The following is a 23,942-nucleotide window of genomic DNA, read 5'->3' on the forward strand; positions in this document are numbered from 1 at the left end:
TCGCATTGGCTTTTCTCCAGAATTGGGGCACACCTCCATCGATGTAATCGACATGGAGAAGCGTGATGTTCCGATGGGGTGTTCTGTCGACGGCGAAGATCGGCCGCGAGCAGCTTTTGCCGGCAATCGTGGATTCGGAGAACGGCGTTCTGTCGGCAATCGCCAGCCGCGACCTGTCGAAGGCCAAGGCACTGGGTGAGCGTTTCGGCGCCCGCCATGCCTTCGGCTCCTATGAAGAACTGCTCGCCTCCAAGGAGGTCGACGGCGTCTACATCCCGCTGCCGACCTCGCAGCATGTCGAGTGGACGGCAAAGGCGATCGAGGCCGGGAAACATGTGCTGGTCGAGAAGCCTCTGGCGCTCGATGCCAAGGACATCCCACCGCTGATCAAGCTGCGCGATGAAAAGAAGGTGCTGGTCTGCGAGGCCTTCATGGTCACCTACCACCCGCAATGGATCAAGGTGCGCGATCTCATCGCCAGCGGCGCCATCGGCCGGCTGCGCCATGTCCAGGGCGCGTTCTCCTACTACAATGTCGACCCCAAGAACATGCGCAACCAGCTCGATCTCGGCGGCGGCGCGCTGCCCGATATCGGTGTCTATCCGACGGTATCGACGCGGTTTTCGACCGGCAAGGAGCCGCTCCGCGTGCAGGCCACCATCGAGCGCGATAAAACTTTCGGCACCGACATCTATTCCTCGATTCGCGCCGATTTCGGCGATTTCGAGCTGTCCTTCTATCTGTCGACGCAAATGGCGGCGCGCCAGGTGATGGTGTTCCACGGCGAGAAGGGCTTCATCGAAGTGTTCGGGCCGTTCAACGCCGGGCTCTACGAGCATCACCGCATCGAACTGCACAACCAGAACCACACCGAAGCGCAGGTGTTCCGCTTCCCCGGCACGCAGCAATACCGGCTGGAATGCGAAGCCTTCGTGCGCGCCGCCCAGGGCGGCAAGGACCGCGTCTTCACGCTGGAGGAATCGGTGCTCAACCAGAAGGTCATCGACGCCATCTTCCGCGCCGGCGAAAAGGACGGCTGGGAGAACGTCTGAACGCGATAAATTCGCCGGCTAATTCTCGGAGGAAAAATGGCTGACGCGGACGTGATCATTGTCGGCGCGGGGCTGGCCGGCCTCATCGCCGCCGCGGAACTGGCGGAGGCCGGCAAGAAAATCATCATCGTCGACCAGGAGCCGGAACAGTCGCTGGGCGGCCAGGCCTTCTGGTCGTTCGGCGGGTTGTTCCTGGTCGATTCGCCCGAGCAGCGGCGCATGCGCATCCGCGATTCGCACGATCTTGCGCTCGAGGACTGGATGGGCACTGCCGCCTTCGACAGGCCAGAGGATTTCTGGCCGCGCAAATGGGCCGAGGCCTATGTCGGCTTCGCCGCCGGCGAAAAGCGCTCCTGGCTGATGGAGCGCGGCATAAAGTTCTTTCCGGTCGTCGGCTGGGCCGAGCGCGGCGGCGGCAATGCTGTCGGCCATGGCAATTCGGTGCCGCGCTTCCACATCACCTGGGGCACCGGCCCCGGCGTGGTCGAACCCTTCGTGCTGCGCGTGCGCGAGGCGCAAAAGCGCGGGCTGGTTGAGTTCAAATTCCGTCACCGGGTCAACGAGATCCTCCGCACCGGCAACATTGTCATGGGCGTGCGCGGCGATGTGCTGGAAGGGAGCAGCGTCGAGCGCGGCCGCAAGAGTTCTCGCGACATCGCCGGCGATTTCGAACTTCATGCGCAAGCCGTCATCGTCGCTTCCGGCGGCATTGGCGGCAATCACGAGCTGGTGCGCCGGAACTGGCCGCAGCGCCTCGGCGCGCCACCGCAGCGGATGATCACCGGCGTGCCGGACCATGTCGATGGACGCATGCTGGCGATCGCCGAACAGGCGGGCGGCAGGATCATCAACCGCGACCGCATGTGGCACTATGTCGAGGGCATCAAGAACTGGGCTCCGATCTGGACGGAGCACGCCATCCGCATCCTACCCGGGCCGTCCTCGCTGTGGCTCGACGCGCGCGGCAAGCGGCTGCCGGTGCCGCTTTATCCGGGCTTCGATACGCTGGGCACGCTCAGCCATATCATGGGCACCGGCTTCGACTATTCCTGGTTCATCCTGACGAAGAAGATCATCCAGAAGGAGTTCGCGCTGTCGGGCTCCGAGCAGAACCCCGATCTGACAGGAAAAAGCTGGCGGCAGGTGCTGGGCCGCGCGACGTCCGGCATTCCCGGTCCGGTGAAAGCCTTCATGGAAAAGGGCGAGGATTTCATCGTCGAGGCCGATCTTTCCAAGCTGGTGGCGCGCATGAACGCGCTGGCCGGCGGCGAGCCGCTGCTCGATGTCGCGCAGGTCGAGCGCGAGATCCGCGCCCGCGACATGCAGCTCGATAACCCGTTCTCCAAGGATGCGCAGATCACCGCGCTGCGCGGTGCGCGCGCCTATCTTGGCGACAAGCTGATCCGCACCGCAAAACCGCACAAGATGCTCGACCCGGCAAACGGCCCGTTGATCGCGGTGCGCCTCAACATCCTGACCCGCAAGACGCTGGGCGGGCTCGAGACCGATCTCGACAGCCGCGTGCTCGACGCGGCCGGCGAGCCGGTGCCGGGGCTCTATGCGGTGGGCGAGGTGGCCGGCTTCGGCGGCGGCGGCGTGCATGGCTATGCGGCGCTGGAAGGCACGTTCCTCGGCGGCTGCATCTTCTCCGGCCGCAGCGCCGGGCGGGCGGCGGCGGCCACGATTGCGTGAACGGAGGGCGTGGGTGATCGCCGCTTCAGCGACAACGCTGTAGGCTTTTTCGGTCAACGACCGAGGTCCCAACGCCAATCACAACGGGAAGAGCATGCGCATCATCGTCTATGGCATCGGCGCGGTCGGCGGCGCCATCGCGGCTCAGCTGAGTTTTGCCGGACATGACGTCATCGGCATTGCCCGAGGCCGGCAGCTCGACGCCATCCGCGCTTCGGGGCTGACGCTGTCCACCGTGCAAGGCACCAGGACCGCGCACTTTCCCGTGCATGCCGATCCGGCGGAGATTTCGTTCAGGCCGGACGATGTCGTGCTGCTGACGATGAAGACCCCTGATACGCCCGGCGCGCTGCAACGGCTCAACGCCGCCGGCGTGGCCGCGCAGTCGGTATTCTGCTTCCAGAACGGCGTCGCCAACGAGGCGCTCGCCTTGCGTTTCTTCGCCAACGTCTATGGCGCGACGGTGATGCTGCCGGCCGATTACGACACGCCCGGCCAGGTCGCGGCCTATTTCGCGCCCAAGATCGGCGCCTTCGACATCGGCCGCCATCCTTCCGGAACCGATGACACCGTCGACAAGCTGTGCCGGGTTCTCAGCACGGCCGGCTTCATCGTCGACCCGCGGGACAATGTGATGAGCAGCAAATACCGCAAGCTGCTCGCCAATCTTCGCAACATCATCGACGCGGCGCTGGGCGACACCGGGCTACAGCGGAAATGGTATGCCAAGGCGCGCGCCGAGGCCGAGGCGGTGCTCACCGCCGCCGGGATCGACTGGGACAAGACTGACGCCTTGGCCCGCGAGGAACTGACCATAACCGCCGTCCCGGGACGCGAGCGCGTTGGCTCCTCGACGCTGCAGAGCATTGTGAGGGGGACCGGCTCTCTCGAAACCGACTTCCTCAATGGCGAGATAGTCCTTCTCGGGCGGCTGCATGGCATGGCCACGCCCGTCAACGCCGCCTTCTGCAAACTGTCGATCGAGCTGGCCAGCGGCCGCATGCAACCACAGTCGGCCGGCGACGACACGATCGTTTCCATGATCGATGCGATCGACAAGACCGGCTAATCGAAAGGGATTTGAGGCTTAGGCGGGTTACTCGGCCTTGCTCTTTGTTTTTACGCAATTCCGGACGGAAAACCGCTCACACTTTTCCTGGAATTGCTCTAGTTCCAGCGTTGCGCAGCAGCACCTGCACCTCGTCATCCTCGGCAATCTGCTGGTAGTTTCGCATGAAGTCGACGTAATCCTGCTGCCGGGAAAGCTCCGCGATCCAGTTCTTGTCGGCCTTTTGGACGATGATCACGGCGGGCTGTTTGGCTTGGAGCTCGGCGAGCTTGTCATTGATGTAGCGATCCGTGATCTGCCGGTAGTGGTTCGCGGCAACCTTGTTGCCGTTCCGTGTCTCGACCAGGAAAAAATAGAGTGCGGTTGCGCCAAGCCAGTCGCTGCAATAGCTCGAGATCCATCGTCCGTCCACCATGCGCGTCAGCGGATGGCCGGCCGCGATATCGGAACCGACAAGCGCGACCGTCGGCTGTTGGACGGCGGCCTTGATCTTGGCGACCAGTTCGGCATTTGGTTTCAGCGTTTCCGTGAATGGAATGGCGCTGCCCAAGATGATGGCAGCCAACAGCACCTTGCGCAACGGCTCCATTGCCGTGCCAGGCGACCTGGATGTTGCCGGGTCGACTTGTGCCATCCTTAACAGCAGGGCTGCCAGAATCAGGCTGAAGGCCGGAAGCGCATGATACGGCCAGCCCTTGGCCTGGTAGATCAGCGGCACCGTCGCAGCCAGCGAAGCGAGCGTGAACACGCCGACCAGCGGCGACAACGGCAACCCCGGCCGAACAAAGCGCAGCATTACAAGCGCGGCCACATAGATCGGTCCATAGGCCGTCAGCAGCGACTGAATGGTCTCCACCCGCACGCGCATATAGGTGTCGGCCAGCATCGGGTAGATGACGCTCAGGAATTCCGGATAGAAATACTGGACGGCAATGACATAGGCGACGCAGACCAGGCCGATCACCCAATATTCGGTGGCGAAAAGCGTCCGGATCGACCGGCGGCGCCAGGCCACGTAGAGCGCCGGAACAAGTACGACCAGTGCGTAATAGGGCTTCACCAGAACCAGGACACTGCTGCTAAGCCCGGCAAGAACCGCCGTCTGAAGGCCCGGCGCTCGTCCCTCGATCGGCGCCGCGCGCCACGCCGTCAGCATCAGCAGCGGCAAAAACAGCGCAATCCCGACCTGCTCGCGTTCGCTGAAAGCATTGCCCGGGAAGATGATCAGCAGCGCCAGGAACAGGGGCAGCATCGGAAACAGCGCGCGGTTCTCGGCAAACCCCGCCCGTCTGGCGATCAGGGCGGCAAGGCCCAGTCCCGCAAGGCAAATCGCATAGCTGCAGACATGGACCACGATTTCCGGCGACACGCCGAGCGCGCGCGCGAGCACGACCGCTGGCATGAGCATCCAGGGCGTAAAAGGCGGATTGGTTTCAACCAGGTCGATATACAGCCGGTCTCCGGCGAGCATCCGCTCGCACATGGTAATTATCCAGCTGGTGTCCGGTATGACGCCCCATCTTGTCTGCCAGGCAATGGCGGCGCCCAGCACCAGCAGGCAAAGAAGCGCTGTCCGTGTCCGTCGGCTGCCGGCGTCGAGCCCCAACACATCGGCGCTTTGCCGCCCTTGGATGGCCGTCATCGCCTTTCCCCCTTTGAGCGGACGCGACCACCGGCGCTCATCGGGCTGCCCCGACAAAGACGAACCTGCGCAGGATTATGAAATTCAGGACCGGAACCATGATGCAGGCCAGGATCACCGGCACCGACGGCGCGAATCCGGCGAGATCTGTAAGAACCGTGGCCAGCCCGACGGAGAGGAGAAATCCGAGCGCGGTGGCGCAGGCAAAGCGAGCGGCCTCGAAACCGATCGCACCATCGGACATGAAGGTCACGAGGCGGTGCCCCCAGTAGGAAAACACCGCGGCGATGCAATAGGCGACGACCGAAGCGATCGTTGCCGGCACACCAAACCCGTGCCGGTCCGCAAGGGCTAGCGCGCCCGTCGCATAGATCAGCGTCGACAGGCCGCCGATTGCGGCAAACCGCAGGACACGCGCTGGCTCTGAACGGCCCATCGCCCAGGACCAGAATGGATGCCTGACGGGGGCCATCTCCTCGCTAGCGGCAAACGCGCCTTCGGATTTCACCGCCTGCCGCAAAGTCAGCCGAGCCGCCGTTCGCGCGCCGCGGGCATATCCTTTGATGCCTCGGCGTTTCGCATCGCGGCAATCGCTTCCTCGAAGCCGGTCAGTCGATCGATCACATAGAGCGGCCGCCGCTTCACCTCGGCATGGATGCCGCCGACATAGAGCCCGATGATGCCGGTCATGAAGAGATTGATGCCGGACAAGAAGGAGATGATCACCACGGTCGACGTCCAGCCATGCACGACGCTGCTGACGAAAAGCCAGGAAAACAGCGCATAGACGCCGAGCAGGGCGGCAAAGCCCGAGATGGCCAGCCCCGCCCACAGCGCCAGCCGCAGCGGCTTGTCGGAAAAACTGACGATGCCGTGCACCGCCAGCCGCACCATCTTCCAGAACGGGTATTTGGTTTCGCCCGCGGCCCGCTCCGGCCGCTCGAACGCCACCGCCGTCTGCTTGAAGCCCATCCAGCCGAACATGCCGCGCACGAAGCGGTCGCGCTCCGGCATGCGCTTGAACGTATCCAGCGCCTTGCGTCCGACAAGGCGGAAATCGCCGACGTCGCGCGGGATGTCGACCGACGTCATCTGTTCGAGCACGCGGTAGAACAACTTGGCGGTGAGCCGCTTGAACAGCGTATCGCCCTCGCGTCTGGTGCGGCGGGCGTAGACGATCTCGTAGCCTTCCTTCCATTTGGCGACGAGGTCGAGCACCACTTCGGGAGGATCCTGCAAGTCGGCGTCCATGACGATCACGGCATCGCCGGCCGCCGCATCCATGCCGGCGGTGATCGCGATCTGATGGCCGAAATTGCGTGACAGTTCGATCAGCCGGAAGCGCGGATCCTCGGCTGCCATGCCGCGCAAGAAGATGACGCTGGTGTCATGGCTGCCGTCGTCGACGAAGATGGCTTCGGCGCCGGCGTCGAGCTTGTCGAGCAAGGCCGTGATCCGCCGCACGAGCAACGGCAGCACCGCCTCTTCATTGAAGATCGGAATGACCAGGGAATAAACCGGGGCTTTGCTGCCCGCGGCATTGCTCGCGTTGACCACCTGTCGCTCCCAACCCGCCGGGGTTGGGGTACAACCTATTCGGGATTGCCTAAGCTGCCGTTAACCCGATGGTCACAGCTTCCTCAACGCCACTTCCTCGATCAGGTGGTTGGCGCCCTTGCGCAGGATGAGGTCGGCCCGCGCCCGGGTCGGCAGGATGTTCTCGCGCAGGTTCTTCAGGTTGATGTTGGCCCAGAGCCCCTCGGCGATGGCCCGCGCGGAATCCTGCGACAGTTGCGAATAGCGGTGGAAGAAGGAGTCCGGATTGCGGAAGGCGGTCTCGCGCAGCCGCATGAAACGCTGGATGTACCATTGATGGATCAGCTTTTCGTCGGCATCGATATAGATGGCGAAGTCGAAGAAATCGGACAGGAACGGCACGATCTTGCCGTCCTTCGGCAGCTTGCCGGGCTGCAGGACGTTGATGCCTTCGAAGATCAATATGTCGGGACGGTCGATGGTGACGAACTCGCCGGGAATGACGTCGTAGGTCAGATGCGAATAGACCGGCGCGCTGACGCTGCTTTGCGCCGACTTGATGCCGGACAGGAACCTGAGCAGCGCGCCGACGTCGTAGCTCTCGGGAAACCCCTTGCGCTCCATCAGGTTCTCGCGGCGCAGGATCTCGTTCGGCAACAGGAACCCGTCGGTGGTGATGAGATCGACCTTCGGGCTCGACGGCCAGCGCGCCAGCAGCTCCTTCAGCACGCGCGCCGTGGTCGACTTGCCGACCGCCACCGAGCCGGCGATGCCGATGATGAAGGGTGTCTTGACGACGTCTTGCGCATTGAAAAAGGCCTGGCGCTGCCTGAACAGCAACTGGCTTGCCTCGACATGGGCCGACAGCAGCCGCGACAGCGACAGATAGATGCGCTTGACCTCTTCGAGGTCGACAGGGTCGTTGAGCGAGCGCAGCCGGTCGATCTCGTCGCCGGTCAGCGTCAGCGGCGTGTCGGCACGGAACTGCGACCATTGCTCGGCCGAGAAGAAACGATAGGGGGAATATTTCTCGGTCGGAGCAAGCTGATCCATCGCTTTACCTGCCCTTCTGCCGGTCAACCCTTTGACCGGGCTGCCTTTTCGGCGATGCCCGAACGGCCGGTGCGGCCCTCGAGCTCCTTGAGCACGTCGTCCAGCGGAACGCCCGCTATGCCGAGGACGACAAGCCAATGATATATAAGATCCGCACTTTCCGAAACGAGCGCCTGCCGGTCGCCGCGGATGGCGGCGATCACGGTTTCCACAGCCTCTTCGCCGAGCTTCTGCGCCGCCTTGTCGATGCCCTTGGCGAACAGCTTCGCCGTCCACGAGTCCGGGTCGCCGGAATGGGCGCGCTGATCGATGATGGTTTCCAGCTCGGCGAGCGAAAATTGAGCCATGACAGCCGTTTAAGGCCGTTGAACCGTCGAGTCCAGCCGCATCGGCAGGCCAGCCTTTGCCATATGCGCCTTGGCCTCGGCGATCGTGTAGGTGCCGAAATGGAAGATCGAAGCGGCAAGCACGGCGCCCGCATGGCCGTCGCGAATGCCTTCGACCAGGTGATCGAGCGAGCCGACGCCGCCCGATGCGATCACCGGCACGCGCACCGCGTCGGCGATCGCGCTGGTCAGCGCGATGTCGTACCCGGCCTTGGTGCCGTCTCGGTCCATCGAGGTCAGCAGGATCTCGCCGGCGCCGCGCTCGACCATCTTTCTGGCGAAGTCGACGGCGTCGATGCCGGTCTTCTCGCGTCCGCCATGGGTGAAGATCTCCCAGCGATCGGCCTCGCCGGCAGCCGAAACCTTCTTGGCGTCGATGGCGACGACGATGCACTGGTTGCCGAACTTGTCGGCGGCTTCCGCGACGAAATCCGGGTTCTTCACCGCCGCCGTGTTGATCGACACCTTGTCGGCGCCGGCCAGCAGCAGCTTGCGGATGTCGGCCACCTGGCGCACGCCGCCGCCGACAGTGAGCGGCATGAAGCATTGCTCGGCCGTGCGGGCGACGACGTCGAAGATCGTCTCGCGATTGTCCGACGAGGCGGTGATGTCGAGGAAACAGAGCTCGTCGGCGCCGGCCGCGTCATAGGCCTTGGCGGCCTCGACCGGATCGCCGGCATCGACGAGATCGACGAAATTGACGCCCTTGACCACGCGACCGTTCTTGACGTCGAGGCAAGGGATGACTCGGGCCTTCAGCATCATTTGCCTTCCAGGGTCGAGAGCAGCTCGACCACCAGCTCGCCGACCAGCGGCGGCACGTCGCCCTTGGGGTCGAAGGCCGGATCGTAGGCCGAAATGGTCAGCCCGGCGATGGCGAGCGGACCGGCGAGGCCGCACATGGCGGTGCGCACCTGTTCTGGCGCCGGTCCGCCAGGCGCGGTGTAGCGGTTCGCCTGCAGCTTCTCCGGATCGTGTACGTCGAGGTCGACATGCATGTGCACCCGTTTGGCGCCGTCGATCTTCAGCCTTTGCGCCGCGCTCTTCCAGTCCGGGCATTCGGTCCGGATGATCGGCAGCTTCTCCAGCAGTTCCTTTTCCGCCGCGTCGAGGTCGCGCGCATTGACCAGGACGCAGCGCGACGGATCGACCGGCTTGAAGCCGGGAATCTGGCCGGCCATCGGCCGCCAGCAGAGGCCGAGCACGGTGGCCAGCGCCATGCCGTCGAGGAAACCGGTGGTGGTGGTCTCCGGCGTGTTGAGGTCGCCATGCTGGTCGGCCCAGATGATGGCGTCGGCGCCGGCGCCCGCCACGGCGCCCGCGGCGGTCAGACAGTTGCCGGCCAGCACGATCGGAAACCGCTTCTTGTCCAGCGCCATGCGGACCTCGCCCGATACGGCGTTGCAGACGGCAAAGCCGGTGCCGATCTCGCGCTCGTCTTCATCCTCGACCACCTTGCCGATGTCGGTCACGTCGACATCGTGGCCGGCGAGCTTCAGCGCCTCGGCCAGCCCGCCGGAGATCAGCGCGTCCGGACCCTGGCCGCAGCCGCCGTGGAAATGGCCGCTGTCATAGGATGCCAGGATGATCGAAATGTTCACGGTCTTGCCTCCGCCCTCTCGCCGCGCAGGATCGCCAGCGCCTCGGCCGGGTCGATACGCCCGTCATATAGGGCGCGGCCCGAGATCGCGCCTTCGAGTTTTTGCGCGTCGGGCATGGTCATACGCACGATGTCGGCGATCGAGGCGAGGCCGCCGGACGCGATCACCGGGATCGACACCGCCTCGGCGAGATCGATCGTCGAATCCCAGTTGATGCCGGAAAGCACGCCGTCGCGGTCGATGTCGGTGTAGATGATGGCCGCGACGCCCGCGCCTTCGAATTTCTTCGCCAGCTCGATGACGCCGAGCTCGGAGGCCTCGGCCCAGCCTTCCACGGCGACCTTGCCGCCCTTGGCGTCGATGCCGACGGCGACCTTGCCCGGGAATGCCTTGCAGGCCTGCTTGACCAGCTCCGGCTCGCGCACCGCGACCGTGCCCAAAATGACGCGGGCCAGACCGCGATCCAGCCAGTCCTCGATCTGCGGCAAGGTGCGGATGCCGCCGCCGAGCTGCACCGGGTTCTTCGTCGCCTTCAGGATGGCGCCGACCGCGGCGCTGTTGACGCTCTGGCCCTTGAAGGCGCCGTTGAGGTCGACGACGTGCAGCCACTCGAAGCCCTGGTCCTCGAAGGCCTTGGCCTGGGCCGCAGGATCATCGTTGTAGATGGTGGCGGTGGCCATGTCACCGTGTTTCAGGCGCACGCATTTGCCGTCCTTGAGATCTATTGCCGGGAACAGGATCACGGTCGGGCACCCTCGACGATGACGAAATGGGCACTGGAGCCGGCACGGTCCCGCGCATCGATCAGCGCGATCCAATAGCCCTTCTTGGCTGTCATCAGGGCCTCCATTTCAGGAAATTGGTGATCAGCGCCAGGCCGAGCGCCTGGCTCTTCTCGGGGTGGAATTGCGTGCCGGCAAGGTTGTCGCGGGCAACGGCCGCCGTTACCGGGCCGCCATAATCCGCAGTTGCCAGAACTTCGTCCGCCTCCCGCGCATCGAGATGATAGGAATGGACGAAATAGGCGTGCAGCCCCTCCGGGCCGGTCTCGATGCCGGAAAACAGCGGATGGGGGCGGACAAGCTCGATCGTGTTCCAGCCGATCTGCGGGATTTTCAGCGTTGGATCGGAGGGTTGGATCTCCTTGACGTCGCCAGCGATCCAGCCGAGGCCCTTGGTGACGGTCTTCTCCAACCCGCGTTCCGACATCAGCTGCATGCCGACGCAGATGCCGAGGAATGGCCGTGCCTTGCGCAGAGCCGCCTCCTCTACCGCCTCCCACATGCCATCCACGGCATGCAATCCGGCGGCGCAATCGGCATAGGCGCCGACACCCGGCAACACGATGCGGTCGGCGCCGCGCACGCGCTCGGCATCGGCCGTAAGCTCGATCGTCGCGGCGAGGCCCGCCTCATGCGCGGCGCGCTCGAAGGCCTTGGTGGCCGAGCGCAGATTGCCCGAGCCGTAGTCGATGATGGCTACCCGCATCTCAGGACCTTCCAGGCGTGTGGGTCAGTCCCAGCGCCATGCCGGTCTGCGGTGGCCGCGCCAGCGACGCGTCCGGTACGATGCGCGGCATCGGCGCCGGCTCTGCCTCATAGTCATCGGCCTCCGCCGCATAGCGCAGCTCGGCGTCGCCGAGATTGGCGGCCTCGACCACGCCCCATTCGCGCCAGCCGCGCCGGCGCAGCGCCGCAATGCGCAGGGGCTGGCCTTCGAACCCGACATAGAGCGAGACCAGCAGCGACAGCATCGATCCGGCCCATTCGAGCCCGAGCCGCTCACCGACCGCCGACAGCACCGCCATGACGACGAAGGCCAACACCGCCTCGATCCACAGACGGTTCCAGGCGAGCCAGAGCGGCGAGAACAGGAAGCCCAGCCAGGTGAAGCTGTCGCGCACGAAATGGATGTCTTCGGCTTTCTCGCCGGCCGGCGGTTCCATCACGACATAGATCGCCATAGCCTATCCTTTCAGGGATCCCTTGGTGGAAGGCACCGCGTCGGGCTGGCGCGGGTCTGGCTCAAGTGCGGCGCGCAGCGCGCGCGCCACCGCCTTGAAGCAGGTTTCGGCGATGTGATGGTTGTTGGCGCCGTAATGGTTGGTCACATGCAGCGTGATGCCGGCATTCTGGGCCAGCGCGTGGAAGAATTCGCGCACCAGTTCGGTGTCGAACGTGCCGATCTTGGGCGACGAGAAGGCGAGGTTCCAGACCAGGAAAGGCCGGCCGGAGACGTCGATCGCCGCCCTGGTCAGCGTCTCGTCCATGGCAAGGTCGATCGAGGCGTAGCGCATGATGCCGCGCCGCTCGCCCAGCGCCTTGCTCAGCGCCTGGCCGATCGCGATGCCGGTATCCTCGACCGTGTGGTGGTCGTCGATATGCAGATCGCCCTTGGCCTTGATGGTCATGTCGATCAGCGAATGACGCGACAGCTGGTCGAGCATATGGTCGAAGAAGCCGACGCCGGTCGAAATGTCGGCTTTGCCTTTGCCGTCGACATGGACCGAAACGGAAATCTCGGTTTCCCTGGTCTTGCGGCTGACTTCGGCGGAACGCGTCATCGCTCTGTCCTTGTTGCCCCGCTCGGAGGCTTCGGGCTTGAAAACGAGAGCCTTCTATCAGCATGATCCGGTGATTGCCAGTTGCCATTCCGGTCGCTATCGGGCTGGCCTGGAGGCGGTTTGCAATCGTTAGCCTCATGCATACATATGGCCGATCCAACTCACTCGTACCGCGCCAATCGCCTTCAAGAGGGATAGCGCGCATCGGAGCTAAAAATGTCGAATGAACTCAGCATGCACGCCACGACCATCGTCAGTGTGCGCAAGGGCAACAAGGTGGTGATCGCCGGCGACGGCCAAGTCAGCCTTGGCCAGACGATCATGAAGGGCAACGCCCGCAAGGTGCGCCGCATCGGCAAGGACGGCAGCGTCATTGCCGGCTTCGCCGGCGCCACCGCCGATGCCTTCACCCTGTTGGAGCGGCTTGAAGCCAAGCTCGAGCAATATCCGGACCAGCTGACCCGCGCCTGCGTCGAGCTCGCCAAGGACTGGCGCACCGACCGCTATCTGCGCCGGCTGGAAGCCATGATGCTGGTCGCCGACAAGTCCGTCTCGCTGGCGCTGACCGGCAATGGCGACGTGCTCGAGCCTGAGCATGGCGTCATGGCCATCGGCTCCGGCGGCAATTACGCGCTGGCCGCGGCCCGGGCGCTGATCGACACCGACAAGGACGCCGAGGAGATCGCCCGCAAGGCGATGCAGATCGCGTCCGACATCTGCGTCTACACCAACAACAATTTTGTTGTCGAAACGCTCGACGCCGCCTGAGGTCCATGATCGGGGAGAAGATCATGGCCCAACAAGGAAATAGCTACGATTTTCGGCCGGTCACGGAAAAAGACCTGCCGATGATCGCGGGCTGGCTCGAGGAGCCGCATGTCGCTCGATGGTGGGACGACCCGGGCAAGGAAATCGCCGAGATCCGCGAGCATATCGATTCGGTTTCGGTGGAGCCGCTGATCGTCGAGCTCGACGGTCGGCCGATCGCCTACCTGCAGAGTTATGATCCGCATATGGAGGACGACCATCCCTATGCCGACCAGCCCTTCGGCACGCTGGGCATTGACCTCACGATCGGTCCGCCGGAGCTGGTCGGCGTCGGTCATGGCTCGGCCATCGTGCGCCAGTTCGTCGAGGAGCTGTTCGAGGAAGGCGCGCCGCGCGTCATCATCGATCCGCATCCCGACAATGGTCGCGCCATCCGCGCCTATGAGAAGGCCGGCTTCAGATCGATCGGCCGCAGGCATTCGCAATATGGGGACGTCGTGCTGATGGCGGTCGATGCGGCCGAGGACGACGAAAATCTGGGGGACTGACCGAATGACCGCGCCCGAGGACAAGACGCTTTCCGCCTATGAGGACAGCTGGCGCATGGGCCTGCTGCTCGTGCTTACCCTGATCATCTTCCAGGCGGGCGCCCTGTACGGCATGGGGCATCCGCCGATCTGCACCTGCGGCTACGTCAAGCTCTGGCACGGCGTGGTCAACAGTTCGGAGAATTCCCAGCACATCGCCGACTGGTACACCTTCTCGCACATCATCCACGGCTTCCTGTTCTATGCGCTGGCGACATTCCTGTTTCCGCGCTCGCCGGTGGGCTTAAGGCTCGCTTTCGCGGTCCTCATCGAGGGCGGCTGGGAGCTGCTGGAAAACAGCCCGTTCATCATCGAGCGCTACCGCGCCGGCACCATCTCGCTCAACTACTACGGCGATTCGATCATCAACTCGGTGTCCGACACGTTGTTCATGGCGCTGGGATTTGTGATGGCGCGAAAGCTACCTATATGGGTGATCGTGGCTCTGGCGCTCATCTTCGAGCTCGGCACGGGCTACATCATCCGGGACAATCTGACGCTCAACGTGATCATGCTGCTGCATCCGTTCGAGTCCATCAGGCAGTGGCAAAGTGGAATTTGAGTCTTATGAGCACCTTTTCTCCCCGTGAAATCGTTTCGGAACTTGACCGCTTCATCATCGGCCAGAAGGACGCCAAGCGCGCCGTCGCCATTGCCTTGCGCAACCGCTGGCGCCGCCAGCAGCTGGAGGGCCAGATGCGCGAAGAGGTGATGCCGAAGAACATCCTGATGATCGGCCCGACCGGCGTAGGCAAGACCGAGATCTCGCGCCGTCTTGCCCGCCTCGCCGGCGCGCCCTTCGTCAAGGTCGAGGCGACAAAATTCACCGAGGTCGGCTATGTCGGCCGCGATGTCGAGCAGATCGTGCGCGACCTCGTCGAGGTCGCCATCGGCCTGACGCGCGAGAAGATGCGCGAGGACGTCACCGCCCGCGCCCAGATCAATGCCGAGGAACGCGTGCTGGAGGCCCTCGTCGGCAAGACGGCGAGCCCGGCGACCCGCGATTCCTTCCGCAAGAGGCTGCGCGACGGCGAGCTCGACGACAAGGAGATCGAGATCGAGGTCGCCGACACCGGCACCGGCGGCATGCCCGGCTTCGAGATTCCCGGCATGCCCGGGGCCAATGTCGGCGTGCTCAACATCAACGACATGTTGTCGAAGGCAATGGGCGGCCGCAGGACCAAGACCCGCAAGACCACGGTGCGCGATTCCTACGCGCTGCTGGTCAATGACGAGTCCGACAAGCTGCTCGACCAGGACGAAGTGGTGCGCAGGGCGCTGGAATCGGCCGAAAACGACGGCATCGTCTTCCTCGACGAGATCGACAAGATCGCGGCCCGGAGCGACATTTCGGGCGGCCCGTCGCGCGAAGGCGTGCAGCGCGACCTGCTGCCTTTGGTCGAAGGCACGACGGTGGCGACCAAATACGGGCCGATCAAGACCGATCACATCCTGTTCATCGCCTCCGGCGCCTTCCACGTTTCGAAGCCGTCCGACCTTTTGCCGGAGCTGCAGGGCCGTCTGCCGATCCGCGTCGAGCTGCGCGCGCTGGAAAAGTCGGACTTCGTCCGCATCCTCACCGAGACGGAGGCGAGCCTCATCAAGCAGTATATCGCGCTGATGAAGACCGAGGGCGTCGAGCTGACCTTTACCGACGACGCCATCGATTCGCTCGCCGGCATCGCGGTGGACCTCAACGCCAGCGTCGAGAACATCGGCGCGAGGCGCCTGCAGACGGTGATGGAGCGCGTGCTGGACGAAATCTCCTATGACGCGCCGGACCGCAACGGCACGGCGGTCACCATCGACGCCGCCTACGTCGAGAAGCATGTCGGCGACCTGTCGCGCAACACCGACCTGTCGCGGTTCATTCTGTAGGCTCCGTTGCCGGCGGCAGCTCTCCTTCCTCTCGCTCGTCGCGCGCATGGGATCGATATCTGCCGCATCCGGCGCGGGTCTTGATTGAATGCTGTCGCGCTGCTATCATTGTGCTCAATGAGAGCATGAAGAGCGCATGGCCGGAAATCTACACGTCCGCAATCTGGATGACGACTTGATTGCCAAGTTGAAGATGCGTGCCGCCCGGCATGGGCGCTCGGCTGAGGCCGAGCACCGTGAAATCCTTAGACAGGCGCTGGAAAAGGAGAGCGAGCCCTCGTTCGATGAGCTGGCCGCTCAGCTGCGGCTGCTCACTGCGCAGCGAAAGCAGACACCCTCCGAAGTGCTGCTGCGCGAAGGACGTGACGAACGGTGACGGAAACGCTCGTCGTCGACGCCAGCATCGCGGTCAAGTGGGTGGTCGAGGAGGAGGGTACGCCTCTGGCGCTTGGCTTGCGGCATGGTCGACGCTTCGCAGCGCCGGAACTGCTGATCGTTGAGTGCGCCAACATTCTCTGGAAAAAGGTCCAGCGCGGTGAAGTCAATCGCGAAGAGGCGAAGATGGCCGCAAGCTTGCTGGAACGTAGCGATATCGAATTGTTCGGCATGCGGGGATTGCTCGCCAAAGCGACCGAACTGGCGACGGATATCGGTCATCCGGCCTATGACTGCATGTATGTCTGCCTTGCGATGAGTCGAAACTGTCGCTTTGTGACCGCGGATGAGCGCCTGGTCCGAGTGCTCCACCAGAAGGCTCCCCGTGAAATCGCCAATCTCTGCGTGACCTTGGAGCAGCTCTCAGCCGATTCGAATTAATGCCGTCGATCATACCCGCCTGTTCTTGTCAGGCGGCAACGCAACGGCGCGCCTCATCTCTTGGTGACGGTCCTTTTACCTCAAACCTGCAGTGTGGCCAGATGGTACCATCTGGCCACCTTTCGATCCGGTTTGACCGCGCCTTCTCTCGACTCTGTCGTGCGCTTTTCCTAGTTTGCCGCGAATTCAAAGGCGGCGGCATGAAGAAATATATCCTGCTTTTTCTGGGCATCGCTTTGGCGGCGGCGGTGACAACCGCCGATGCGGCAACCATGGTGCCGCCCGGCAATCGCAACAGCGTTCAGCCTGATATTCCGGGCGCGTCCAGCCGGCGCACCCAGGCGACCAACACCACCTTCCAGGCCAAGTACCGCAAGGTCTACGCCCTCTTGCAGAACGACCCCGACCTGCGCGCCAAGATCAGGAAGGCGGCGGCGGCGTACGGCATCGATCCGATGCATATCGTCGGCGCCATCGTCGGCGAGCACACCTACAATGTCGACGCCTATGACCGGCTGCAGACCTATTATGTCAAGGCGATCTCCTATCTGTCGAGCAAGCTGACCTTTGCCTATGACGGCGAGGACGTCAGCGATTTCATCAAGCGGCCGGAATTCAAGAAATGCGCCGGCTTGAGCGACAGCTACGACCTTTGGGAGTGCCGCGAGCAGGTCTGGAATCATTCCTTCCGCGGCAAGAATGTCGGCGGCGAGGATTTCCCCAACGACCGCTTCGGCGCGACCTTCTTCCAGCCCTATTATGCCGGCCAGACCTTTGGCCTTGGCCAGCTCAACCCGCTGACGGCGCTGCAAATGAGCGATCTGGTGCACAAGGTCTCCGGCCTGCCCGAGCTCGACGTCAACGATCCCAACGCCGTCTACAAGACGATCATGGATCCGGACCTGACGCTGCCCTACGTCGCCGCGACCATCAAGAAGTCGATCGACGCCTACCGCACCATTGCCGGCTTCGACATCTCGAAAAATCCGGGCCTGACCGCCACGCTCTACAATGTCGGCAATCCCGAGCAGCGCGCTTATGCGCTGAAGGCCGAGAACGACAAGCGCCGCGCGGCCGGCGAGCCGGAAAAGCTGCCCGAGGAAAATTATTACGGCTGGCTGGTCAACGACAAGCTGGACGAGCTGAAGGCGCTTTTCTAATCACCCGCGCCGGGGCTCAATAGCCTTCCGAGGCGAGATACGCTTCGAATTTGCGCATTTCCTCCGGGTCCGCCTCGACGATGTGTCGCGGCTCCGGATAGGCGCCTGACTGGATGTCGTCGGCATATTCGCGGAAGGCGGCGATGCGCTCGTTCTGGAGCCGATCGAACTCTGCGGTGAAGTCGCGGTAGCGCTTGGCATGGCGCGGATAGCGGCCGCGATTGGAGCCGAGCACGTCTTCCGAGAACAGATATTGCGCGTCGCAGCCGGTGCCTGCGCCCATCGAGATCATGATCAGCGGCGTACGCCGCGAGATCGCCGCGGCGACGCCGGCCGGCACCACTTCGATCTCGGCGGCGAAGGCGCCAGCCGCTTCGAGGTCCTTGACCTGCTTCCACACGAAGGTAGCGCTTTCGGCGGTCTTGCCGACCGCCTTGAAGCCGCCCGTCCAGGTCGCGTGCGCCGGGATCAGGCCGACATGACCGCAGACCGGAATGTGCTCGTCGCGCAGGCGGCGGATCGTCTGCAGGCTGGCCGAGCAATACATGGCATCGGCGCTTGCCGCGCGCAGTTTCACCGCCATGCGCAGGATTTCGTTCGTGGTGGCGCCGAGCTTGATGCGTTCATCGCCGGGAATGGCAAAGCAGGTGGGCGCGGCGTCGCGAAAGCGCGGATCGAGCATCACATCATAGGGAACCGAGATGAGGTCGATGCCGGCGCGTTCGGCTGCCTCGGCCTCTTCCAGCGAGAAGACGCGCAGCTTGGAAAGCTGCCGCTTGCCCTTCAGCGATCGCAAATCGGCGACGGTCGGTCTGCTGCGTGCCATATCTCTTGATCCCTTAATGCCGGGTTGGAGGCGGACTACGCCGCCAACAGCGATTTCAGCTTGACCGCCTGCGAGCCCAGCGCTTCCGGCGACGGTGTCGCCCGCCTGGCGATCAGCATTTCGGCCAGGCGGATGTCGCGCGCCACCGCATTGCCGGGGCCGATGCCGCTGGCGGCGACCAGCCTGCCGTCCTCGGCCAGATGGAACAGGATGAAGGCGCCGTCGTCGAGGTCGCGCCGGACGATCGCGCGGCCCTCGTCCGAAAGCCCGGCGATCTGCAGCGTGAGGCCGTACTGATCCGACCAGAACCACGGCACGGCGGCATGCGCCTCATTGGCGCCCAGCATGTTCCTGGCGGCGAGCGCCCCCTGTTCCTGGGCGTTGCGCCAGGCCTCGAGGCGCACGCGCCGTCCGCCATAGACGGCGAGCGGGAACGAGCAGCAATCGCCGGCGGCGAAGATATCCGGATCGGCGGTGCGCAGCGTCGCATCGACGGCGATGCCGTTGTCGATGGCGAGCCCCGCCTCGGCGGCGAGCGCTGTCACCGGCACGGCGCCGATGCCGATCACAGCAAGATCGGCGACAACCTCCTGTCCATCGCCAAGCGTGATACGAACTTGCGAGCCATCGTCGGCAATCGCCGTGATGCCCTGGCCGGTACGGATCGAAACGCCCTCGGCCTCATGCGCCTTGTGGATGATCTCGGCGATCTCGGCCGGCACGCCGCGCATCAGGATGCGCGGCTGCGCCTCGATGACGGTGACGGCGGCACCGAGCTTGCGCGCCGAAGCCGCCAATTCGAGGCCGATGAACCCGCCGCCGATGATGGCGACGCGGTTTCCGGCGCTGAGATGGGCGCGGATGGCCAGCGCATCGTTGAAGGTTCTGAGATAAACGCAGCGTCCGTCCAGCCCCGGCATCGGCAGCTTGCGCGGCACCGAGCCGGTGGCGATGAGCAGCCTGTCATAGGTAAGCGAAGAACCGTCCGACAGCCGCACCTGGTGTGCGGCCCGGTCAATGGCCACGGCCCGGACGGAATGGATGTGCCGGATCGAGCGTTCGGCGAAGAGTTCGTCGGTGGCGATCGCCTTGATGACCGGGGCTTCGCCGGTCATGGCCTCCTTCGACAGCGGCGGCCGCTCATAAGGCAGATGCGGCTCGTCGCCGACCAGCACCACCGGCTCTTCATAACCGAGATCGCGCAGCGCAAGCGAGGCGCGGCCGCCGCATTCGCCGGCGCCGATGATCACCATTCCTCCCGTCATCGTCGTCACCCGACCTGAATGAGGACTTTTCCGGCGTCGACCCTGACCGGGTAGGTTTTCAAATTGACGCAGACCGGGGCGCCGCGGGCGTCGCCGGTCTTGTAGTTGAAGCGGCCATTGTGCTTCGGACATTCGATGATGTCGTCCATCACCAGCCCGTCGGCCAGATGCACCTTTTCATGCGTGCACAGGCCGTCGGTGGCGAAATACTCGTCGTCCGGGCTGCGGTAGATGGCGAAGGTGCGGCCGGCATGGTCGAACCGCATCACGTCCTCTTCATCGATATCCCCGGCCGCGCAGGCCTCGACCCAGTCGCTCATCTCGTCCTCCAAAAATTCATGGTCAGCTGGCTGGGCCGCTCACTCGGCCGCCGCCGCCACCGGATGGTCGTTGTGCAATTCTTCCCGGTAGGGCTTCGCCGTCGGCGGCAGCGCGCGCTTGAGGAAATAATCCTCGTTGCGCAGCTGGCGCAGGAAGGCCGGGATCATTTCGCGGTAGCCGGCCAGGATCGAGGGCGTCGGCGCCGGCAGATCGTGCTTGATCATCTCATGCAGCTTCGGCAGCGCATGATAGGGCACCATCGGGAACATGTGATGCTCCACATGGTAGTTCATGTTCCAGTAGATGAAGCGGCTGACCGGGTTCATGTAAACCGTGCGGCTGTTCAGCCGATGGTCGATGACATTGTCGGCGAGGCCGCCATGCTGCAGCAGGCCGGTCATGACGTGATGCCAGGCGCCATAGAGACGGGGCAGGCCGACAAGCATCAGCGGCAGCCACGAATGCAGATAGAGCCCCAATGCAATGGTCGCGATATAAATGGCCAGCCAGATACGGGCTACGCGGATCGCCTTCGGCTGCTCCTGCTCGGGAATAAAGGTCTTTTCCGCCGCGCTGATGACGCCGGCGGCGTTGCGCACCATGTCGGCCATCGCATGCCAGACATCGAGAATGCCGAAGAAGTTGAGCACGACGCGCAGCAGGTCCGGCGGCCGCATGACGGCGATCTCCGGGTCGCGGCCGACGATGATGGTGTCGGTGTGGTGGCGCGTATGGCTCCAGCGCCAGGTCACCGGATTGCGCATGATCATGAAGCAGGCGAGCTGGTAGACGGCATCGTTCATCCACTGCGTGCGGAAGGCGGTGCCGTGGCCGCATTCGTGCCAGCGGGAATCGGTCGAGGAGCCGTAGAGCGTGCCATAGACGAACAGGAACGGCACGCACCACCAACTGCCCCAGAACCAGATGCCGCCCGCGGCGCTGACGGCGAATGCGGCCAGCCAGATGATGGTGTCGCGGATCGCCGGCTGGTCGGAACGCTGCATCAGCTCCTTCATCTGCTTGCGCGGGATGTCGGTATGATACCACTCGGCCGCCGAAAGCCCGTTCTCGACCGCGAGCCTGGCGTCTCGCCCGGTCAGGCTGTAGTCGCGCGCCGACGCTGCCGAAGACGTGATTGCGGTCATTGGGTTCCTCCATCAGCGCCTCGCTGGCAGCTCCACCGCGTGGGGCTCGCGCATCGCCGACTTTCAGCTTCACCATAGCCGCAAGGGCTGATAGTCTCAACGTCACAAAGATAGTTTCTATCATTTCCTATCAGGATGGGTTATCCTGAGTCGGGTTGGGCGATGGAGCGTCACTCATGGCAAAGCGGCCGACAATCACCGATCTGGCGCGCGTCTCGGGCGTCAGCGTCGCCACCGTCGACCGGGTGCTGAACAGCCGCCTGCCGGTGCGCGAGGAAACCGCGCGCCGCGTCTACGACGCCGCGACCGAGATCGGCTACCACGCTGCCGGGCTGATCAAGCAGCGCATGCGCCAGGAATTGCCGGAATATCGGCTCGGCTTCCTGCTGCTCAGGGGAAATGATGTCTTCTATGGCGATTTCGCCAGGGAGCTCGAATTGGCGGTCGCCCAGTCGCAGCGCTTCCGCGGCGTTGCAACCGTCGAGTTCGCCGCTTCCCTGGCGCCGGACGAGATCGCCGCCCAGATGCGCAAGCTGGCGGCGAAATCGAGGGCCATCGCCGTTGTCGGCCCGGACCATCCCAACCTGACGGCGGTCGTGGAGACGCTGAAGGCGAGGGGGCAGCCGGTCTTCTCGCTGCTGTCCGACTTTGCCGCCGGCATCCGCGAGGGTTATGTCGGGCTCGACAACCGCAAGGTGGGGCGCAGCGCTGCCTGGATGATCGCCAAGACCGCCAGGAAGCCCGGCAAGGTGGCGCTGTTCGTCGGCAGCCATCGCTTCCACGGCCATGAGCTGCGCGAGATCGGCTTCCGCTCTTTCTTCCGCGAGCATGCGCCGGATTTCACCGTGATGGAGACGCTGGTCAACCTCGAGGCCAATGACGTGACGCATGACGCCATGCTCGATCTCCTGGCGCGCCATCCCGATCTTGCCGGCTGCTATGTCGCCGGCGGCGGCATGGAAGGCGCGGTCTCGGCGCTGAGGATTGCGAACCCGGTCGAAATGCCGGTCGTCATCTGCAACGAGATCAACGCCGTCTCGCGCGCCGCACTTGCCGACAACATCCTCACCATGGTGATCTCGACGCCGCTTGCCGCGCTCTGCCGGGAATTACTCGGGCTGATGGCGCATGCCATCGAAAGCGGCGCCGCCAACGCGCCGGGACAGACCTTCCTGCCCTTCGACATCTATCTGCCGGAAAACATCTAGGCACCGAGCGTGCGTAAACCCGTGTGATGTAATCCATCAGGCTGATGGATTCTTTCATCACGGTTGATCCTCGTTCCGGCGTAAATTTCGACGGTCTTGGCCTTCGTGACGTCGATAGTGATCGAAAAACCGGCTGCCCCGGTCGGAATCGCCCTTGACGTTTCCAAAACGAAATGGAATAAATATTTCACTAACTAGGCTTTTTGGTTCTTTCGTTCCGGAATGTCTGTTCGAACGGGAGGACGAGGCGTTCCATCGACTGGCAACGCCGCATGGCCGCAGGGAGAGATTCTCCGGGCAAACCGGGGATTCCGGTTCAATAGGTGCAGCCGGACACCAAGTGGAGGAGAGTTAAAATGAAGAAACTGCTTTTGGGCGTCGCGCTTTCGGCGCTGATGTGTTCATCCGCCTTCGCCGCCAAAATCGGTGTGTCGATGGCGCGCTTCGACGACAACTTCCTGACCGTGCTGCGCAACGGCATGATCGCCCAGGCCAAGGGCATGAGCGGTGTCGAGCTGCAGGTCGAGGACGCGCAGAACGACGTGGCCAAGCAGCTCGACCAGATCAAGAACTTCGCCGCTTCGGGCGTGGATGCCATCATCGTCAACCCGGTCGACACCTCGGCCACGCAGGCGATGTCGGACGCGGCCGCCGCGGCCAAGATTCCGCTGGTCTACGTCAACCGCGAGCCGGTCAACGTCAACTCGCTGCCTGACAACCAGGCCTTCGTCGCTTCGAACGAAGCCGATTCCGGCACGCTCGAGACCAAGGAGGTCTGCCGTCTGTTCAAGGAAGCCGGCAAGAAGGAAGCCAATGTCTATGTGATCATGGGCGAACTGTCGAACCAGGCCGCGGTGCAGCGCACCAAGGACATCGACGAAGTCATCGCCACGCCGGACTGCAACTTCATCAAGATCATCGACAAGCAGACCTCGAACTGGCAGCGCGACCAGGCGCAGAACCTGATGACCAACTGGCTGTCGACCAGCAAGCCGTTCGACGGCGTCATCGCCAACAACGACGAAAGCGCCATCGGCGCCATCCAGGCGATGAAGGCCGCCAACATCGACATGAAGTCGGTTGTCGTCGGTGGCGTCGACGCCACCCAGGATGCGCTGGCCGCCATGCAGGCCGGCGATCTCGACGCAACCGTCTTCCAGGACGCTGCCGGCCAGGGCGCCGGTGCGCTCGACGCCGCGCTGAAGCTCGCCAAGGGCGAGAAGGTGGATCATAAGGTCTACATCCCCTTCCAGCTCGTGACGCCGGCCAACATCGACAAGTTCTTGAAGAAGAACTGAGGTCGCGCCGACGCAATTCCAGGAAACCGTGCAGCGGTTTTCCTGGATGGAGTTGGGTGTAGACAAATCGCGGAGT

Annotated in this window: 27 protein-coding genes; 12 read left to right on the forward strand and 15 right to left on the reverse strand. The window is 63.8% G+C overall.

What is annotated here, in order from left to right; genetic code table 11:
• Window positions 1-65: 65 nt before the first annotated feature.
• The 3 genes from KVT37_RS20510 to KVT37_RS20520 all read left to right on the forward strand — a co-directional run bounded on the left by KVT37_RS20510 (window position 66) and on the right by KVT37_RS20520 (window position 3,813).
• Window positions 66-1,052, forward strand: a complete 987-nt coding sequence (locus tag KVT37_RS20510) for a Gfo/Idh/MocA family protein (protein ID WP_217576374.1) — start codon at window positions 66-68, stop codon at window positions 1,050-1,052.
• 36 nt (window positions 1,053-1,088) lie between these two features.
• On the forward strand, window positions 1,089-2,744 hold the full coding sequence (locus tag KVT37_RS20515; RefSeq protein ID WP_217576376.1) for an FAD-binding dehydrogenase: 1,656 nt from the start codon (window positions 1,089-1,091) through the stop codon (window positions 2,742-2,744).
• A 94-nt stretch (window positions 2,745-2,838) separates the two neighbouring features.
• Window positions 2,839-3,813, forward strand: coding sequence for a ketopantoate reductase family protein (locus KVT37_RS20520; RefSeq protein ID WP_217576378.1), 975 nt, complete (start codon window positions 2,839-2,841; stop codon window positions 3,811-3,813).
• 76 nt (window positions 3,814-3,889) lie between these two features.
• Here the strand turns inward: KVT37_RS20520 and KVT37_RS20525 are convergent, their stop codons facing one another.
• The 11 genes from KVT37_RS20525 to hisB form a co-directional block, all read right to left on the reverse strand.
• Window positions 3,890-5,455 (reverse strand): hypothetical protein, encoded by a 1,566-nt coding sequence (locus tag KVT37_RS20525; RefSeq protein WP_217576380.1) that lies wholly within the window; start codon window positions 5,453-5,455, stop codon window positions 3,890-3,892.
• Between the two features lie 37 nt (window positions 5,456-5,492).
• A complete protein-coding gene (locus tag KVT37_RS20530) occupies window positions 5,493-5,963 on the reverse strand; it encodes a GtrA family protein (protein ID WP_308642689.1) in 471 nt (156 codons plus the stop codon).
• Between the two features lie 14 nt (window positions 5,964-5,977).
• On the reverse strand, window positions 5,978-7,012 hold the full coding sequence (locus KVT37_RS20535; protein ID WP_217576381.1) for a glycosyltransferase family 2 protein: 1,035 nt from the start codon (window positions 7,010-7,012) through the stop codon (window positions 5,978-5,980).
• 72 nt (window positions 7,013-7,084) lie between these two features.
• Complete coding sequence (gene coaA / locus KVT37_RS20540) at window positions 7,085-8,044, reverse strand: type I pantothenate kinase (RefSeq protein WP_217576383.1); 960 nt, start codon at window positions 8,042-8,044, stop codon at window positions 7,085-7,087.
• A gap of 23 nt (window positions 8,045-8,067) precedes the next feature.
• Window positions 8,068-8,391 (reverse strand): phosphoribosyl-ATP diphosphatase, encoded by a 324-nt coding sequence (locus KVT37_RS20545; RefSeq protein ID WP_217576385.1) that lies wholly within the window; start codon window positions 8,389-8,391, stop codon window positions 8,068-8,070.
• A gap of 9 nt (window positions 8,392-8,400) precedes the next feature.
• Entirely contained in the window at window positions 8,401-9,195 is a 795-nt protein-coding gene (hisF, locus tag KVT37_RS20550; RefSeq protein ID WP_217576387.1) for an imidazole glycerol phosphate synthase subunit HisF, read from the reverse strand.
• Window positions 9,192-10,031, reverse strand: a complete 840-nt coding sequence (locus KVT37_RS20555) for an arginase family protein (RefSeq protein ID WP_217576389.1) — start codon at window positions 10,029-10,031, stop codon at window positions 9,192-9,194. Before KVT37_RS20555 ends, hisF begins: the two co-directional genes overlap by 4 nt.
• Window positions 10,028-10,774 carry a 1-(5-phosphoribosyl)-5-[(5-phosphoribosylamino)methylideneamino]imidazole-4-carboxamide isomerase gene (gene hisA / locus KVT37_RS20560; RefSeq protein WP_217576391.1) on the reverse strand — a complete coding sequence of 249 codons (747 nt, stop codon included), beginning with the start codon at window positions 10,772-10,774 and terminating at the stop codon, window positions 10,028-10,030. Before hisA ends, KVT37_RS20555 begins: the two co-directional genes overlap by 4 nt.
• Before the next feature lie 94 nt (window positions 10,775-10,868).
• On the reverse strand, window positions 10,869-11,519 hold the full coding sequence (gene hisH / locus KVT37_RS20565) for an imidazole glycerol phosphate synthase subunit HisH (RefSeq protein ID WP_217576393.1): 651 nt from the start codon (window positions 11,517-11,519) through the stop codon (window positions 10,869-10,871).
• 1 nt (window position 11,520) lies between these two features.
• A complete protein-coding gene (locus tag KVT37_RS20570) occupies window positions 11,521-11,994 on the reverse strand; it encodes a DUF2628 domain-containing protein (RefSeq protein ID WP_217576395.1) in 474 nt (157 codons plus the stop codon).
• A gap of 3 nt (window positions 11,995-11,997) precedes the next feature.
• Complete coding sequence (gene hisB, locus KVT37_RS20575; RefSeq protein ID WP_217576398.1) at window positions 11,998-12,594, reverse strand: imidazoleglycerol-phosphate dehydratase HisB; 597 nt, start codon at window positions 12,592-12,594, stop codon at window positions 11,998-12,000.
• 216 nt (window positions 12,595-12,810) lie between these two features.
• Here hisB and hslV point away from each other — a divergent pair, with 216 nt between their 5' ends.
• The 7 genes from hslV to KVT37_RS20610 all read left to right on the forward strand — a co-directional run bounded on the left by hslV (window position 12,811) and on the right by KVT37_RS20610 (window position 17,803).
• A complete protein-coding gene (gene hslV / locus KVT37_RS20580; RefSeq protein WP_217576400.1) occupies window positions 12,811-13,362 on the forward strand; it encodes an ATP-dependent protease subunit HslV in 552 nt (183 codons plus the stop codon).
• A gap of 23 nt (window positions 13,363-13,385) precedes the next feature.
• Window positions 13,386-13,910: a GNAT family N-acetyltransferase gene (locus KVT37_RS20585; protein WP_217576402.1), complete on the forward strand. Its 525-nt coding sequence runs from the start codon at window positions 13,386-13,388 to the stop codon at window positions 13,908-13,910.
• Window positions 13,911-13,914: 4 nt separating this feature from the next.
• Window positions 13,915-14,511, forward strand: a complete 597-nt coding sequence (locus tag KVT37_RS20590; protein WP_217576403.1) for a DUF2585 domain-containing protein — start codon at window positions 13,915-13,917, stop codon at window positions 14,509-14,511.
• A gap of 5 nt (window positions 14,512-14,516) precedes the next feature.
• A complete protein-coding gene (hslU, locus tag KVT37_RS20595; RefSeq protein WP_217576405.1) occupies window positions 14,517-15,827 on the forward strand; it encodes an ATP-dependent protease ATPase subunit HslU in 1,311 nt (436 codons plus the stop codon).
• 136 nt (window positions 15,828-15,963) lie between these two features.
• Window positions 15,964-16,203 carry a hypothetical protein gene (locus tag KVT37_RS20600; protein WP_217576407.1) on the forward strand — a complete coding sequence of 80 codons (240 nt, stop codon included), beginning with the start codon at window positions 15,964-15,966 and terminating at the stop codon, window positions 16,201-16,203.
• Window positions 16,200-16,643, forward strand: a complete 444-nt coding sequence (locus tag KVT37_RS20605) for a type II toxin-antitoxin system VapC family toxin (protein WP_217576409.1) — start codon at window positions 16,200-16,202, stop codon at window positions 16,641-16,643. Before KVT37_RS20600 ends, KVT37_RS20605 begins: the two co-directional genes overlap by 4 nt.
• Window positions 16,644-16,843: 200 nt before the next feature.
• Window positions 16,844-17,803, forward strand: a complete 960-nt coding sequence (locus KVT37_RS20610; RefSeq protein ID WP_217576411.1) for a DUF1402 family protein — start codon at window positions 16,844-16,846, stop codon at window positions 17,801-17,803.
• Window positions 17,804-17,819: 16 nt separating this feature from the next.
• On the opposite strand, the gene KVT37_RS20615 is transcribed toward KVT37_RS20610, so the two are convergent.
• From KVT37_RS20615 to KVT37_RS20630, 4 genes are read right to left on the reverse strand one after another with little or no spacing between them, the layout of a single operon-like run.
• Window positions 17,820-18,629, reverse strand: coding sequence for a 3-methyl-2-oxobutanoate hydroxymethyltransferase (locus KVT37_RS20615; protein WP_217576413.1), 810 nt, complete (start codon window positions 18,627-18,629; stop codon window positions 17,820-17,822).
• A gap of 35 nt (window positions 18,630-18,664) precedes the next feature.
• Entirely contained in the window at window positions 18,665-19,894 is a 1,230-nt protein-coding gene (locus KVT37_RS20620) for an NAD(P)/FAD-dependent oxidoreductase (protein WP_217576414.1), read from the reverse strand.
• 5 nt (window positions 19,895-19,899) lie between these two features.
• Window positions 19,900-20,214, reverse strand: coding sequence for a MocE family 2Fe-2S type ferredoxin (locus tag KVT37_RS20625; RefSeq protein ID WP_217576416.1), 315 nt, complete (start codon window positions 20,212-20,214; stop codon window positions 19,900-19,902).
• Between the two features lie 39 nt (window positions 20,215-20,253).
• Window positions 20,254-21,360 carry a fatty acid desaturase family protein gene (locus KVT37_RS20630; RefSeq protein WP_217576418.1) on the reverse strand — a complete coding sequence of 369 codons (1,107 nt, stop codon included), beginning with the start codon at window positions 21,358-21,360 and terminating at the stop codon, window positions 20,254-20,256.
• Between the two features lie 176 nt (window positions 21,361-21,536).
• On the opposite strand from KVT37_RS20630, the gene KVT37_RS20635 reads away from it, so the two are divergent.
• Together KVT37_RS20635 and KVT37_RS20640 are read left to right on the forward strand one after the other, a co-directional pair.
• Window positions 21,537-22,568 carry a LacI family DNA-binding transcriptional regulator gene (locus KVT37_RS20635; RefSeq protein ID WP_217576420.1) on the forward strand — a complete coding sequence of 344 codons (1,032 nt, stop codon included), beginning with the start codon at window positions 21,537-21,539 and terminating at the stop codon, window positions 22,566-22,568.
• 356 nt (window positions 22,569-22,924) lie between these two features.
• Complete coding sequence (locus tag KVT37_RS20640) at window positions 22,925-23,866, forward strand: sugar ABC transporter substrate-binding protein (RefSeq protein WP_217576422.1); 942 nt, start codon at window positions 22,925-22,927, stop codon at window positions 23,864-23,866.
• Window positions 23,867-23,942 lie beyond the last annotated feature (76 nt).

The organism is Mesorhizobium sp. GbtcB19 (assembly GCF_019091085.1).
Classification (GTDB): domain Bacteria; phylum Pseudomonadota; class Alphaproteobacteria; order Rhizobiales; family Rhizobiaceae; genus Mesorhizobium.